Annotated in this window: 12 protein-coding genes; 2 read left to right on the top strand and 10 right to left on the bottom strand. The window is 46.2% G+C overall.

Annotation, left to right across the window (positions count from 1 at the left end):
- Window positions 1-52: 52 nt before the first annotated feature.
- Together L0M98_RS04830 and L0M98_RS04825 are read left to right on the top strand one after the other, a co-directional pair.
- Window positions 53-1,075 (top strand): sensor histidine kinase, encoded by a 1,023-nt coding sequence (locus tag L0M98_RS04830; RefSeq protein WP_227215233.1) that lies wholly within the window; start codon window positions 53-55, stop codon window positions 1,073-1,075.
- A 7-nt stretch (window positions 1,076-1,082) separates the two neighbouring features.
- A complete protein-coding gene (locus tag L0M98_RS04825) occupies window positions 1,083-1,832 on the top strand; it encodes a LytR/AlgR family response regulator transcription factor (RefSeq protein ID WP_227215232.1) in 750 nt (249 codons plus the stop codon).
- A gap of 70 nt (window positions 1,833-1,902) precedes the next feature.
- Here the strand turns inward: L0M98_RS04825 and L0M98_RS04820 are convergent, their stop codons facing one another.
- From L0M98_RS04820 to pfkA, 10 genes are all read right to left on the bottom strand, one after another.
- Entirely contained in the window at window positions 1,903-2,661 is a 759-nt protein-coding gene (locus tag L0M98_RS04820) for a tetratricopeptide repeat protein (RefSeq protein WP_099292039.1), read from the bottom strand.
- Window positions 2,662-2,692: 31 nt separating this feature from the next.
- Window positions 2,693-4,522 (bottom strand): BatD family protein, encoded by a 1,830-nt coding sequence (locus L0M98_RS04815; RefSeq protein WP_227215231.1) that lies wholly within the window; start codon window positions 4,520-4,522, stop codon window positions 2,693-2,695.
- Between the two features lie 50 nt (window positions 4,523-4,572).
- Window positions 4,573-5,379 (bottom strand): tetratricopeptide repeat protein, encoded by an 807-nt coding sequence (locus L0M98_RS04810; RefSeq protein ID WP_099292038.1) that lies wholly within the window; start codon window positions 5,377-5,379, stop codon window positions 4,573-4,575.
- Window positions 5,380-5,391: 12 nt separating this feature from the next.
- The gene (locus tag L0M98_RS04805; RefSeq protein ID WP_227215229.1) at window positions 5,392-6,444 is read right to left on the bottom strand and encodes a VWA domain-containing protein; all 1,053 of its coding nucleotides are present in this window, start codon (window positions 6,442-6,444) and stop codon (window positions 5,392-5,394) included.
- 149 nt (window positions 6,445-6,593) lie between these two features.
- Window positions 6,594-7,586 (bottom strand): vWA domain-containing protein, encoded by a 993-nt coding sequence (locus L0M98_RS04800; RefSeq protein WP_099292036.1) that lies wholly within the window; start codon window positions 7,584-7,586, stop codon window positions 6,594-6,596.
- Window positions 7,587-7,660: 74 nt separating this feature from the next.
- Complete coding sequence (locus L0M98_RS04795) at window positions 7,661-8,698, bottom strand: BatD family protein (protein ID WP_227215227.1); 1,038 nt, start codon at window positions 8,696-8,698, stop codon at window positions 7,661-7,663.
- Between the two features lie 26 nt (window positions 8,699-8,724).
- Complete coding sequence (locus tag L0M98_RS04790) at window positions 8,725-9,603, bottom strand: DUF58 domain-containing protein (RefSeq protein ID WP_099292035.1); 879 nt, start codon at window positions 9,601-9,603, stop codon at window positions 8,725-8,727.
- Window positions 9,604-9,770: 167 nt separating this feature from the next.
- On the bottom strand, window positions 9,771-10,763 hold the full coding sequence (locus L0M98_RS04785; protein WP_099292034.1) for an AAA family ATPase: 993 nt from the start codon (window positions 10,761-10,763) through the stop codon (window positions 9,771-9,773).
- A 369-nt stretch (window positions 10,764-11,132) separates the two neighbouring features.
- Window positions 11,133-13,589 carry a replication restart helicase PriA gene (gene priA / locus L0M98_RS04780; protein WP_227215225.1) on the bottom strand — a complete coding sequence of 819 codons (2,457 nt, stop codon included), beginning with the start codon at window positions 13,587-13,589 and terminating at the stop codon, window positions 11,133-11,135.
- A gap of 213 nt (window positions 13,590-13,802) precedes the next feature.
- Window positions 13,803-14,783 (bottom strand): 6-phosphofructokinase, encoded by a 981-nt coding sequence (pfkA, locus tag L0M98_RS04775; protein ID WP_099294467.1) that lies wholly within the window; start codon window positions 14,781-14,783, stop codon window positions 13,803-13,805.
- Window positions 14,784-14,867 lie beyond the last annotated feature (84 nt).

Here is a 14,867-nt window from a genome sequence, read left to right as displayed (position 1 = left end):
AGAGCAAGGTTCAATTATTTTTTTTTTCTTTGTAACGACAAAAAATACGACTATGGATGCTTTTGACCTCTACATATCCCGAAAACTGCCGCTAATCAGTCTGATCAGTGCGATTTTCATCATATATCCCAACCTCTCCTGCCTCCCGTGGGAAATCAACATGATGTCGGCCGAGAGTTACCCGCTGTATTTCACCTACTTCATTTATCGTTTATTATTCTTCTGGGGGTTGATAGCTTGGTTGATACGCTACAACCTACGAACGTTACCCACGGCAGCATTCCGTCAGCGTTTGGGACGTACCTTTCTCGTCACGCTGGCTGTTTACCTCGTCTTTTTGGGAATTTCGTACACGGTATCCCGTTTCGGCATCCGCACGGACTTCCGGGGTAGCACGCTGATCTCCCAGTTCTCCGTGACCTGTGTCCTGTGTACCGTGGTCGGATATATCTCCATGCTCTACTCTAAACAGCGTGAAAAAGAGAACGAAATCGAGCGCTTGCGCTTCGAGAACCTGCAAAGCCGCTGTGACGCCCTCGCGAACCAGATCAACCCGCACTTCTTCTTCAACTCGTTGAACGGCATATCCTCCCTCATCCGCAAAAAAGATGATGAAAAAACATTGACCTACGTCAATCAATTATCGGACATCTTCCGCTATATCCTGCAAAGCGATCACAAGGGACTCGTTTCCCTGCGCGAGGAACTCGAATTCATACAATCCTTCCGGTATGTCATGGAAGTACGTTTCGCCAACAAACTGGTATTCTCCATCGACGTGGATGAACGACAGAAAGACACGCTGGTACTACCGGTACTCTCCCTGCTCCCGATAGTGGAAAACGTTATCGTACACAACCGCATTGACAGCGAGTACAAAATGACGATCTCCATCCGTCTTACCGAAAACGGGGAACTGGTTATCACCAATCCCGTGTACCCGAAATTAACCCCGCCCGACACGAACGGAACGGGACTCAATAATCTTAGAAAACGCTTTGAATTATTAATGAATCAACATATCCGGATAGAACAAGATAACGAGACATTCCGTGTCTGCCTCCCATTAAAATGACATTGCCATGAGAGTATTGATTGTAGAAGACGAAACCGCCGCTTACGAGAACCTCGCCGACATCATCACGAGTGTAAACCCCGGTATCCGGATCGCCGGTAATACGGAAAGTGTCACGCAAACCGTCCACTGGCTGCAATCCAACCCGTCACCCGACCTGATCTTCATGGACATCCACCTCTCCGACGGCTCTGCATTCGCCATCTTCGACAAAATCACCGTGGAAACCCCGATTGTTTTCACCACTGCCTACGACCAGTACGCCATCGAGGCTTTCCGCGTAAACAGCATCGACTACCTGTTGAAACCGGTAAAAGTCGAAGACATCCGCCATGCTCTCGACAAATACAGTAAACTCACCCGCCAAGACATCGTGCAATACCTCGCACAACTAACCCAACTCACTGTATCCCCGAAATACCAAGATCGATTATTAATTCCACACAAGGACAAGCTACTCCCCGTCAACCTGCGTGACGTCGCCTGCTTCTACACGACAGACAAAAACACCTGCATCTACTTGAAAGACGGAAACAAATACCCTTATTCCAAAACACTGGAACAGATCATCACCACTCTCGACCCGGCACGTTTCACCCGGGCAAATAAACAATTCATCGTGGCAAAAGACAGCGTCACGAACATCACCATCTGGTTCGACAACCGTCTACTCGTCACCCTCGACACGGAAGTCCCCGAACGCATATACATCAGCAAAAACAAAGCTTCCGAATTCAAATCGTGGCTCGTCAGCTAAAAAACAAAAGGATTGTTCATTTATTTTGAACAATCCTTTTGCTGAAATCATTTTCTACGAGTAGTTATCTCTATATCTTTTCCAAATCGGCTTTAGTAACCCATCCCTCGTTTCCGTCGGCCAGACGCACGTTGTACCATTCGCCCAAAGAACCGAGAACCTGTACTTTCAATCCCTCGTGGACGACAAACAATTCCGTTCCGCTACTGTCGGGAGCACCGCGTACCACCACGCTAGGAGTCATGATTATACCGCTATCCCTGTTGGTCATACGATGATATTGTTTCGAGGCAAAAAATATCGTCATGATCGACATGAGCAGCAGGATCACTCCCACAGTAAACCAACTCTTCTTTAAAGAAACGGATGTCGCGTAGAAAAACAATGCCGCCATGATCAGAAAACCGATAAAAAGAGCCACGGAAATATAAGCCCACAGATCAGCCGTGAAAGCGGTCACGAACGCATTATACCAACGTACAAGAAACAATTCCGGCAGAACCTTGATATTATCCACCGTGGCCTGTTGTGCCAGTTTTAGATTATACTTGGCGTCTTTATCCCCGGGGTTGAGCAATAAAGCCCGTTCGTAATTCAAAATGGACAGAGCGATCTCTCCCAACTTGTAATAACAGTTTCCCAAGTTATAATACACGGAAGCCGACTCCATGTCATCAGCCAGAATCTCGTTATACAAATCTATCGCTTTCTGGTAATTCCCTTCTTGATACATCTTTGTCGCCTCGTCTTCCAAAGCCTTGGTATCAGTGGCAAACGCAACAATACCGGATAACAGCAAAACCAAAATTATATATACCTTCTTCATCATTTTCAATTTTCAATTGTACATTTTCAATTGCCTAAATCGCTTTATCCAACTTCGTGATAATGGATATACTATCCTTGTATACCTTATCCATTTCCTCCCCTTGGTTCGCCCCGGGAGCGTAACGGGCATATTCACAATGATCAAGTACATCTATAAATCCCTGTATCAAAGCCGCATCTGCCCCTCGACGAGTCAAATGATCGTTAATATTATCCCGGTTCAATTCGGAAGCCGCTATATTCAATTTATAGCTGACGTATCCCCACATTGCGTTCAAAACTTCTTGATAGAATAGTTCGGAATTACCCGCTCTCATGGCAACCGCGGCAGCTCTCAAACGCTTCTGAGCCATTTTGTTTGCCGTCTTACTCTTCACGCGTACCAAATCGGCATTCGCTTTAATCCGGCGACGGTTCAGTATCATTCCGATCACAAACAACACGAAAGGTATGATAAAACTCAACCAATAGGACATCGTCGCGAAATACTGTATCCCTTTCGGACGCAAGTCACTCTTACCGGACTTGATATAACGGATATCCTGTCCCAACACGCGTACATCTTCTTTTTTGAACGACTGTAATGCCGCTTCTCCCGCGTTGGAACTTGCCTCATTCCCTTTCGCCACACGAATCGTGTATTCATCCCCTTTCAGCATCTTGTAGGTACTCGACTTCGGATCGAAATAAGAATATTGCACGGCAGGAATCTTGTATTCACCCGCGTAACGGGGTATCACGATGTACTCGTAAGTAACCGTCCCGGAAGTCCCGGTAACATCTTTCGTGATCTTCGGATCATACACGTCAAAGTCGTGCGGGAAATTAATCTTGGGCGCGTTCAATAATTTCATATTCCCGTTCCCCCGCAAAACCACTTTATAAGTCAACGCGTCATTTGCCCGCAATGTATCGGTAGATATCGACGTGTTCATGGAAAGAGTCCCGACCATACCGCTAAAGCCCAGAGGCTTCCCGGTTTCCGGCAAACTCTTCACGGTAATATTTACCGGATCACTCTCGCAGAGTACCCGCACATCCCGGTATCCTCCGAAGAAATCGTCAAATATACTACCGGAGCGCCCCGTGGTACGCTGCCGAATCAAACAAACAATCTCATACGGGTCGATCGTCAAAGTTCCGGCGTGTTGCGGGAACAGAATCAATTGCTGTAATACTCCCGCCTGATCGTAAATCTTACCATTATACTCTTCCCGGTTCAACCTGATCTGTTGTATCTTTTTCTCCTCGGTCATGAATCCGTCAAAAGCGGGAATCTTCTTCCATTGCAAATCCGCCAGATTCACACGGGAATACACTTTCAATGTCAATTCCAAGCTCTCGCCCACGTACAAAGACTTACGGGATACTTCTACCTTCAAAAACAAATCATCTTTCTTTATTGAAGCACTCCCCCGCTCTTCCCGCTGTTGAGTGGTTCCCCGGTTTCCGCCATTCGTGTTTCCTTGAGTGTTCCCGGAGCCTTTGATTACCTTAATTTTTATAGCCTCTGATTTATGTTCCTTTCCGTCAATGGTGATTGTCGCAGGCTCTATCGTGTATTCACCCTCCTCCCGTGCCTCCAACACGTACGTGTAAGTAAACTGTGAGCTTTGCTCCATTTTACCGTTTATATTGGAGAAACTCATCGAAGTACTTAACGAGGGACCCGCCAGCAGATCGAATCCTTTTAACGTCGGAACCTGCAAATTCTCACCTTGCTTGTTCAACGTGTAGGAAAGTCTGAATTGCTCCCCGACTTCCACCACGGAAGGTGCCGAAACCTCGAATGTCGTCTTTTGGGCAAATACCTTTGTCCCCCCTATAACACATAACAATAATGCTATAATTAATGACCTCATCTTTGTTTATTCTTTTTATTCTGTTATACCCTTTGACACGTACCGCGAAGTTACCAATTCTTTTCAATCTTCATCTTTTTCGCTTTCTGTGCCTGAGCTTTATCTTTTTGTACTTTTTCCTGCGTCTTCTTCTCGTCTTCCCCTAAAGCCTCCAGCAAACGCTCGGCATCCTCTTTGGATATTTTAGGTTGCTGCTGCTGTTGTTGCTGCTCCTTCTTATCCTGCTGATCTTTGTTTTGCTGGTCTTTATTTTGTTGATCCTTATTCTGGTCTTGCTGATCTTTGTTTTGATCTTTATCCTGTTGATCTTTATTTTGATCCTGTTGATCCTTGTTTTGTTGATCTTGATTCTGATCCTTATTTTGGTCTTGGTTCTGGTCTTTATTCTGATCCTTGTTTTGATCCTTGTTCTGGTCTTGGTTTTCTTGTTCCTGCTTCATCTTGCGGGCAAATTCCAGATTATATTTGGTTTCTTGAGAATTAGGACGATTCCTCAGCGATTGCTTGTAAGCCTCAATACTTTCGTCCAACTTATTCATGGACAAAAGGGTATTTCCGATATTGTGGTACAATTCGCCCAGTTTTTCCTTGTTCTTTTCGTTTTGAGCCAAAGATTGGAATTGCTGCAAGGCTTCGTCATATTTCTTTTGCTTGTACAAAGCATCTCCCAGATTAAAGGCTCCCTCGTAAGACTTCACCTCCATGTCCAACGCCTTACGATATTCCACCTCCGCTTTCTCGAAATCCTGATCTTTAAACAAATCATTTCCTCCGCGAATAAATTTCCGTTCCTGTTGCGCCCATACCGGCAAACTTACCAGCACCGCGAATATCATTGTCATTAAAACTTTCATCATAACACGCTCATTTTAATGTTTACTTTCAACACGCTTTTCTTCCGTACCGAAGATATTAATTTTCAAGAAGTTTTTGTTCTTGCGTCCCAATATCATGAAATCCAATAACACGAAAATCAAAGCCATAATCAAAAAATACTGGTACTTATCGGCGTAATCTGCAAAAACCCGTTCTTCCAGCAAAGTCTTATCCATCCGGTTTATCTCGTCCAGCAACGTGTTCAATCCCACGTTAGAATTACTTGCACGGACGAAAATACCTTCCCCCGCTTTAGCAATCGCTTTCAACATATCTTCATCCAACTTGGAGATCACCGGATTGCCGCTCCCGTCTCTCATGTACTGACCGGGGTTACCCTTTTCGGGAACCGGAGCACCTTGCGCCAATCCCATCCCGATCGTGTGGACGTAAATCCCATTCTCCCGGGCCGCCTTTGCCGCCGCAACAGCATCATCCTCGTGATTCTCCCCGTCCGTGATCACGATAATGGCTTTCGACGCTTCCGTGTCCGGGGTAAATGACTTGGCTGCCAGATCTATCGCTGTCCCGATCGCCGTTCCTTGAATCGGAACGATGTCCGTATTGATACCCGACAAGAATAATTTAGCAGAAGAATAATCCGTCGTGATCGGCAGTTGCACGTATGCATCCCCGGCGAACACGATCAACCCGACCTTATCGTCGCTCAATTTCTCCACCATACGGGAAATAGCCTGTTTAGCCGCATCCAACCGGCTGGGCTTTATATCCTGTGCCAGCATGGAATTGGACACATCCAACGCGATAATCAATTCGACACCTTCTTTCTTTACTTGTTGTAACTTGGAACCGAATTGGGGTGCGGCAACTCCAAGAATAACAAAGAACAACGCGAACAATACCATCACGAATTTCCACGTCGCCCGCTTGGGCGATTGCAGAGGCATCAACGTTGCCAACAATTCCGGATTCCCAAATTCCACTATCGCCTTTTTCTTGCGTATCCTAGCCACCACGTAAAACACGATCAGCAAAGGAATTACTAACAGTAAGTATAATAAATCAGGATGTGCAAACCTAAACATAACCCTTTCAATTTTAGATTTAATAATTTTAGATTTTAGATTGATGACTTTCCATGTCCCTCTCCAATCTCTATATTTTCATTTTCACTTTCAGACCTTAGATTAAACCTGCATTCCCAAATTTAAAATCTAAAATCTAAAATTTAAAATCAAGGAATTTTCCTCAATAACGTGTATCTGCCTAACGCTTCCAGTATCAGCAATAAAGCTCCAATCAAGGCAAAATAGAAGAAGTGTTCGTTCTTGCGGCTGAAATGCTTCACCTCCACTTTGCTTTTCTCCAATTGATCTATTTCCTTATATATCTGCTCCAGTTTCTTGTTATCCGTGGCACGGAAATACTTACCTCCGGTCATATCGGCTATCTGAGTCAAAATATCTTCGTCAATCTCCACCGGCATCCGTTGTAACTGCACGCCGAAAGGAGTTTGCACGGGATAAGGAGCCTCTCCCAGCGAACCGACACCTATCGTGTACACCCGGATACCGAAGGTCTTCGCCAATTCCGCCGCCGTCATCGGTGCAATAGCCCCCCGGTTATTGATACCGTCGGTCAAAAGAATAACCACCTTGGATTTCGCTTTGCTGTCTTTCAAACGATTCACGGCATTTGCCAATCCCAGACCGATAGCCGTTCCGTCCTCGATCATCCCGCTTTCAATATCTTTCATCACGTTGACCAACACCGCCTGATCCGTCGTCAAGGGACTCTGCGTGAAACTCTCTCCACTGAATACCACCAACCCGATCCGGTCTTGGGGACGTTCCAGTATGAACTTCGTGGCAACTTCTTTCGCGGCTTCCAATCGGTCGGGAGTAAAGTCCCGAGCCAACATACTACCGGAAATATCCAATGCCAACATGATATCTATACCTTCACTATTATACGTTTGCCAACTCGAACTGGACTGTGGTCTGGCTAAAGCAAATACCAGAAAAACGATAGCGAACACCCGAGCCACAAACAACAGGTGACGCAACCAAATCCGGTTTCCCCGTTTCATCAGCTTGAACACCCGAATAGAAGAAAATTTCATATCGGCATGCGACTGCTTCTCCTTAAAAATATACCAGATAATCATTGGCACCAGTACCAACAATAACCAAAAGTATTCGGGGTTTGCAAATTCATATCCAAACATATTCTCTATTTTAAATTTTAGATTTCTTGATTTTAGATTCTGAGAATCATAAATCAAAAATCATAAATCGTAAATTAATTCTTTTTCTCCTCTTCACTCTTTGCCGCTTCCGCCGCTGCTTTTTCCGCCGCCTCTCTCTCCTGTTGCTCTTTCAACTCTCGTTCCAGACGTTCTTTTTCTTTCTCTTCCCGGATCGTGTCATTCGTTTCCTGCACGAAATCATAAGCGATATCCAAGTTACGCACGTTCTCGTCCTGTAACGGTTCCGCCTTGGCGAACTTCACGTAATCGGCAGTTTCGAACATATCCGCCAACTTATCCCGCTGTTTGGCATTCACCTTTTCGCACTTCTCCAAAGACTGTAAAGTCTCGAAAGAAGTTTGCTCCATCGCCGAAATACCCAACTCACCGTCCAAATAGTTCCGAATCGTATCAGTCAACTGCGTGTAATATTCTTTTGTCTTACCACTTTGCCATAACTTCTCCTTCTTGATCTCTTCCAAAGCCTTCATGGCAAGCACGTAAGGCGGTATAGCCGGTTTCTCGTGCCCGAAGAGTGACTTGCGTGATTTCCGCACCTTGATAATCCAAATTATCAACAGGATTACCACGACACCCAATAGAGTCCATAATAAATAAGGCAGTATCTCCGCGAACGTCCACGGGGCAGCCAAAGGCATCACGATGTCGAAATTCCCTTTCTGCGGATCGACCACGAAAGTATTCACTATCAACTCCAACGGGTCGGTTCGTAGCGTGTTGTTATAACTTTCCTGCTGTATCTCGATAGGCATAGGCGGAATCATGAACACTCCCGAATCGAAAGACGTGATCACGTAACTTTCCTGCACGAGTATCCGTCCGTCTTTCTCTTTGATAGAATCCCGAACAGGTCCGGAAATAATTTCCACACCTTTTGCCAGAGTGTCTTTCAATTGAGGAAACACGATCTTCAATCCCGGTTCAGCCTTTACCTTCATTCTGAAATTGATCTGGTCACCGATCATGATATAATTGGTATCAAGCTCCGCCGCATATTCCCGGCTTTGAGCTTTCAATCCCCCGATACCGTACAGTAGCAATATTACGAATAGAACAACTCTATTTTTCATTTTCAATTCTCCATTTTCAGTTTCAATTAATACCCAGCCCCTCTTCTCTTGAACAATGCTATCAATGATCTCACGTAATCTTCATCCGCGCTGATAGATGCCATATCCACCCCGGAATGTTTGAATATCCTGTCCAGTTCTTTATCCCGTTCCAAAGCGTACGCCTCGAATTGATCACGAACCTTCTTGTCGGAAGTATCCACCCACACGCTCTCTCCCGTTTCGGCATCCGTCAAGTACATTAACCCCACCGGCGGCAACACCTTTTCCCGACGATCATACAATTGCAAAGCCACGACATCATGCTTTTTGTTCGCGATAATCAAAGGATGTTCAAAATCATGTTCATCCATAAAATCGGAAATCAGAAAACAAGTACAACGCTTTTTAATCGCGTTCGTCAAGTATTGCAAAGCCATCGCGATATTAGTCTGCTTGCGTTCCGGGTAGAAATCCACCAGTTCGCGGATAATATGCAGGATATGCGTACGTCCTTTTTTGGGCGGGATAAACTTCTCTATCTGATCCGAGAAAAAGATTACCCCGATCTTATCGTTATTCTGGATAGCCGAGAATGCTAACACGGCAGCGATCTCCGTGATCTGATTCTTCTTCAATTTCGAAACCGTTCCGAAATTACGCGAGGCACTCACGTCAATCAGCAACATCACCGTCAATTCGCGCTCCTCCTCGAATATCTTCACGTAAGGATGATTGTAACGGGCGGTCACGTTCCAGTCTATACTGCGGATATCATCCCCGTACTGGTACGCCCGCACCTCGCTGAAGGTCATACCCCGTCCCTTGAAAGCCGTGTGGTACTCGCCGGCAAAGATATTGCTTGACAACCCCCGCGTCTTTATCTCGATCTGCCTAACACGTTTTAATAAATCTGAAGTCTCCACCTTAATAATTTTAGATTTATAGATTTTAGATTTTAGATTCCAACCGCACAAGACTAACGCTTTTTCACTCTAAATTCTAACTCAATTCTAAACTCTCTCGCCATCAAATTGAAAATCTCAGATTGAAAACATGTCATTTTCAATTTTCAATTTTCAATTTTCAATTTCTAAGGTACTTCAACCGTGTTCAAAATCTCGCTGATAATGTCCTCGCTGGTCAGGCTATTGGCTTCTGCCTCGTAACTCAACCCGATACGGTGGCGCAACACGTCGTGACAAACGGCACGAACATCCTCCGGAATCACGTACCCGCGGCGTTTGATAAACGCGTAAGCTTGAGCCGCTTTCGCCAAACTGATACTTGCACGAGGTGAAGCACCGTAAGCGATCATGGAAACAAATTTCTCCAAACCGTGTTCTTGCGGGTAACGGGTAGCGAACACGATATCCACGATATATTTCTCGATCTTCTCGTCCAGATAAACTTCTTTCACGACCTCACGGGCACGCAAAATATCCTCCGGTTGCAAAATGGTATTGGCTACCGGGAACGTCTTTTCCAGATTCTGCCGAACGATTAGTTTCTCTTCGTCTTTCTTCGGGTAATCAATCACCACTTTCAACATGAAACGGTCAACTTGAGCTTCCGGCAGCGGATAAGTACCCTCTTGCTCTATCGGGTTCTGTGTTGCCATTACCAAGAAAGGCTCATCCAGTTTATAAGTCATATCGCCTATCGTCACCTGACGCTCCTGCATCGCTTCCAACAAAGCGGATTGCACTTTTGCTGGGGCACGGTTAATCTCATCCGCCAGAATAAAGTTAGCGAAAATCGGACCTTTCTTCACCACGAACTCCTCTTTCTTCTGGGAGTAAATCATCGTACCCACCACGTCGGCAGGCAACAAGTCCGGGGTAAACTGGATTCGACTGAATTTAGCGTTAATAATATTGGCAAGGGTATTAATCGCCAAGGTTTTCGCCAACCCCGGAACACCTTCCAACAAAATATGCCCGTTAGAAAGCATACCGATCATAAGTCCCTCCACAAGATGTTTCTGTCCTACAATCACCTTGTTCATCTCCATCGTAATCATATCGACAAAAGAACTCTCTTGTTGTATGCGCTCGTTCAATGCTTTGATATCAACCGTATTCATATCATTGATTTTTATATTTGATTTATTAATACTACATTTTAACGTCAAAATTATCACCTCGGTTTCAAACTTCACGGAAAAGAGTTTTTTTTACTTCTCTTCCCTCGTTTCTGTTTTTCCAAAAATAGGTATTATTCCGGCAAATGTTAAAATCAAGGATACTAAATAATGTTAATGCAAATTTTAAGGTTTTCCCAAATAATTTCTAATCTCGTCTTAAATTACGGATTATTACCGATATACGATTATATTTTTAACATTTGACTTGTTCTACTAGCACATTAATTAACAATCAAACTTCAAAAATCAGCTCAATTCTCCCTTCCGTTCACTTAACAATAAGTAGAAATCTGCCTATTTGCCTTCAGATTATAATGGATCCACGTCAAAATAAACTTTCAATCCCTTGCCGGACTCCCCTTTCAATAACTCGTCACACTTCTGCCGAATAAAAGTCTTCAATTTCGACAACGAAAGTCCCTGCTCCGCCTTGATCAGCACTTGTATACGGTACATTTTCCGCACCCTTGCCACTTCCGGCTCCGCCGGACCGCATACCCGACGTTCCAATCGTTCCCGTAACTTTCGGGCTAATTCATTCGCGGCATTACGCAAAGAATACTCGTTCACGTGCCTTAATTCTATCTGGATTAACCGGGAAAAGGGCGGATAATGAAACATCTCCCGTTCCCGTGACAAGAAAGAATAGAACCCGTGGAAACTCCCTTTTTCCACCAACCGGTACACCCGGTTCTCCCGGTCGGCAACTTGAATAACCACTTTTCCTTGTTCCCCTTTCCGACCGCTACGACCACTTACCTGCATCAACATATCGTAAGCCCGTTCCTCGGCTCGGAAATCGGGAAAACTGACCAAACTGTCGGCATCCATAACTCCCACCAATTTCACCCGCTCGAAATCCAACCCCTTCGAAACCATTTGCGTCCCGATCAATATATCCAGATTCCCCGCCTCGAACTCTTCAATCAAAGCACGAAATTTCACCTTGTTGCTCATCACCTCCAAATCCATGCGTGCCACGCGTGCCTCCGGGAAATACTGTTTCACCTCCTCCTCGATTCGCTCCGTCCCCGGCGTGCGATTCACGTAATGTCCCTGACCGCACTCCTCGCAAACAGTCGGCACCGGACGCAGGCTCCCGCAATAATGGCAATTCAGCGTATTCCGGAAACGATAATAAGTCATGCTTACATCACAATGCTTGCATTTTAAAATAGCCCCGCAATGGTTACACTGCAAAAAAGTGGAATACCCCCGCCTATTCTGGAACAGAATTACCTGCATACCCCTCTCCAGCACCCGCTTCATCTCCTCGTACAACACGGGAGTAAAACTCCCTTTCATCATTTTCTTCCGGCGATATTCTTTCACGTCCACGAACATCAATTCGGGCATCATGACCTCCCCGAAACGGGTGGTCAGCTCCACGAAACCGTATTTACCGCTCATGGCATTCTGGTAACTCTCGAACGAAGGCGTGGCAGAACCCAGCAATATCTTCGCCCCATTCATCTTGCCGAGCATAATAGCCGCGTCCCTGCCATGATAACGGGGAGCGGGTTCTTTCTGCTTGTAAGAAGCCTCGTGCTCCTCGTCGATAATAACCAATCCCAAATCCCGGTAAGGTAGGAAAATAGAAGAACGTACCCCGAGTACCACGGGATAAGGATTCTCCCCGTTCTGCCTGCGCCACATCTCGGCACGGGCACTGTCCGTCATTCCCGAATGGTATACCCCCACCCGGTCGCCGAACACCCGCCTCAACCGTTTCACGATCTGTACCGTCAAAGCAATCTCCGGCAAAAGATACAACACTTGCTTCCCCTGCCGAATCGTTTCCTCTATTAAATGTATATACACCTCCGTCTTTCCCGAGGAAGTCACCCCTTGCAACAACACGCAGTCCCTCTCCTTGAAATGCCCCCGCGCTTGTTCCAACGCCCGTTCCTGCTCTCCCGACAAGGCATGCATCTCCTGCACCTCCTCCCCCGTGCTATCCAAACGGCTTACCTCTATTGTCGCGACTTCCAGCACCCCCCTCTCGCACAATCCCTTCAACGCCGCCGTCGAATTACCGATCACGCCGGTAAACTCCGCCTTAGGCAACGAATCCGTGTGATGCTCGTCGCAATACATAATCCAGTCACACAACATTTTCTGTTGCGCCTTCGCCCGTTTCAACGAATCCATAATCTCCCCCAACTCTTCCCCCGAAAACGCTCTCGCCCAACGCACCAACCGTTCCAATTTAGGTTTGAACAAATCATCCACGGACTCTTTCACTTGAATAATCCCTTGCTCCAACAACGAACGCACCGCCACGTACACGTCTTTCCGTCGCAATAACTTTTCCACCTCCGCCATGCAAATTTCCCCGTTCTGTCGGAATACCCCGATCACCTCCCATTCCATCGGACTCAACTCTACCCCTCCCGTTCCATCTTCCTGCCAATCCGCGGCAAGACAAAGACTCGTGTAACTCTCCAAACGCATGGCGACAGGCAACGCCGCCCGTGTCACCTCTCCCGGCGGAGCCATATAATATTCGCTCAACCACAACAAAAATTTCAAATGAGAAGCGGAAAGAGCGAATCCCTCCTCGATCACCCGCTCTATCGGACGTGTCTCGAATCCCACGGGCGGGTTGGAATGCAACGCATAAACAACCCCCGTGTAACGCTTATTCTTCACGAACGAAACGACAACAAGCCCCCCTACCGCTACCGTTCCCTCGAATTCCGTCGGTACCGAATAAGTAAAAAAATTCTCCACTCCCAAAGGGATGATAACGTCAGCGAACTGCAAAATAATTTATGATTTACGATTTATGATTTACGATTTATGATTTAAATCACCAACTCATCCTCTGTTTATAGAGGAAACCAGCGAGTAAGCGAGGGCAGAAAGAGAGCTTGCTCTCGGTTTGCCGAGCGGGAGCTGGTTCGAGACCGGCTCTCGGGCTCACTTGGCAGCGTAGCTGACGGAGGAGTTTAATCTTAAATCTAAAATCATAAATCACTAAATTGATAAGATTTCCGTCAACCCCAACAAATTATGATTCAACGGTTTGGAATTTTTAATCGCCTTGTTGAACGGCACATGCACGGTATCCTTGTTCATGATACCCACCATGATACTGGTCTGGTCGTCCAGCAAAGCATCTACCGCCGCCACGCCCAACGTGCTTGCCATCACGCGGTCGAATGCCGAAGGAGAACCACCTCGTTGAATATGCCCCAACACGGTCACCCGCACGTCATACTCCGGGTGCTTCTTGGATATCTTATCCGCGATCGTGTAGGCTCCTCCCGACTTGTCACCCTCTGCCACGATCACGATACCACTCGACTTATGAGGTTTATAATCATGTTCCAAAAACTTGTCCAAATCATTCACGTCCGTTTCAATCTCCGGCACCAACACCGCTTCCGCACCCGTGGCAACAGCCGAACGCAAGGCAATAAACCCGGCATCTCGTCCCATCACCTCGATAAAGAACAAGCGGTTGTGGGAACTCGCCGTGTCGCGTATTTTATCGACAGCATCCACCACGGTATTCACCGCCGTATCGTAGCCGATCGTGTAATCCGTACCGTACAGGTCGTTGTCTATCGTACCGGGAACCCCCACGACAGGCACGTTATGCTCTTGACACAACAAGCGGGCGCCGGAGAACGTACCATCTCCACCAATCACCACCAACGCGTCCAACCCGTTCTGTTTCATCTGCTCGTAAGCCTTTGCACGTCCTTCCACCGTGCGGAATTCTGCACTACGGGCTGTCTTCAAGATCGTTCCCCCGCGTTGTATGATATTACTCACGTCATGAGATTCCAGTCTTTTCATGTTTCCCTCGATCAACCCCTCGTAACCGTCATAAATCCCGTATGCCTCACAGCCATTAAAAATCGCCGCTCTCACCACCGCCCGAATAGCGGCATTCATCCCCGGAGCATCCCCCCCGGAGGTCAAAACACCTATTCTTTTAATCTTTCCCATAATCATTCAATTGAAAATTGAAAGTTGAAAATTGAAAATGCCAATTACAACCTATCAATTTATATTCTTACTTGCTCTACTTCA

Origin of the sequence: Butyricimonas sp. DFI.6.44 (genome assembly GCF_022132345.1) — a bacterium.
Taxonomy (GTDB): Bacteria; Bacteroidota; Bacteroidia; order Bacteroidales; family Marinifilaceae; genus Butyricimonas; species Butyricimonas muris.
Note: the sequence above shows the minus strand (reverse complement) of the source record. Positions and strands in the feature narration are given on the sequence as shown.

Excerpts from the sequence above, each read along its gene's own strand:
- L0M98_RS04830 (WP_227215233.1), top strand. The coding sequence starts at position 53 with ATGGATGCTTTTGACCTCTACATATCCCGAAAACTGCCGCTAATCAGT.
- L0M98_RS04825 (WP_227215232.1), top strand. The coding sequence starts at position 1,083 with ATGAGAGTATTGATTGTAGAAGACGAAACCGCCGCTTACGAGAACCTC.
- L0M98_RS04820 (WP_099292039.1), bottom strand. The coding sequence starts at position 2,661 with ATGATGAAGAAGGTATATATAATTTTGGTTTTGCTGTTATCCGGTATT.
- L0M98_RS04815 (WP_227215231.1), bottom strand. The coding sequence starts at position 4,522 with ATGAGGTCATTAATTATAGCATTATTGTTATGTGTTATAGGGGGGACA.
- L0M98_RS04810 (WP_099292038.1), bottom strand. The coding sequence starts at position 5,379 with ATGATGAAAGTTTTAATGACAATGATATTCGCGGTGCTGGTAAGTTTG.
- L0M98_RS04805 (WP_227215229.1), bottom strand. The coding sequence starts at position 6,444 with ATGTTTAGGTTTGCACATCCTGATTTATTATACTTACTGTTAGTAATT.
- L0M98_RS04800 (WP_099292036.1), bottom strand. The coding sequence starts at position 7,586 with ATGTTTGGATATGAATTTGCAAACCCCGAATACTTTTGGTTATTGTTG.
- L0M98_RS04795 (WP_227215227.1), bottom strand. The coding sequence starts at position 8,698 with ATGAAAAATAGAGTTGTTCTATTCGTAATATTGCTACTGTACGGTATC.
- L0M98_RS04785 (WP_099292034.1), bottom strand. The coding sequence starts at position 10,763 with ATGAATACGGTTGATATCAAAGCATTGAACGAGCGCATACAACAAGAG.
- pfkA (WP_099294467.1), bottom strand. The coding sequence starts at position 14,783 with ATGGGAAAGATTAAAAGAATAGGTGTTTTGACCTCCGGGGGGGATGCT.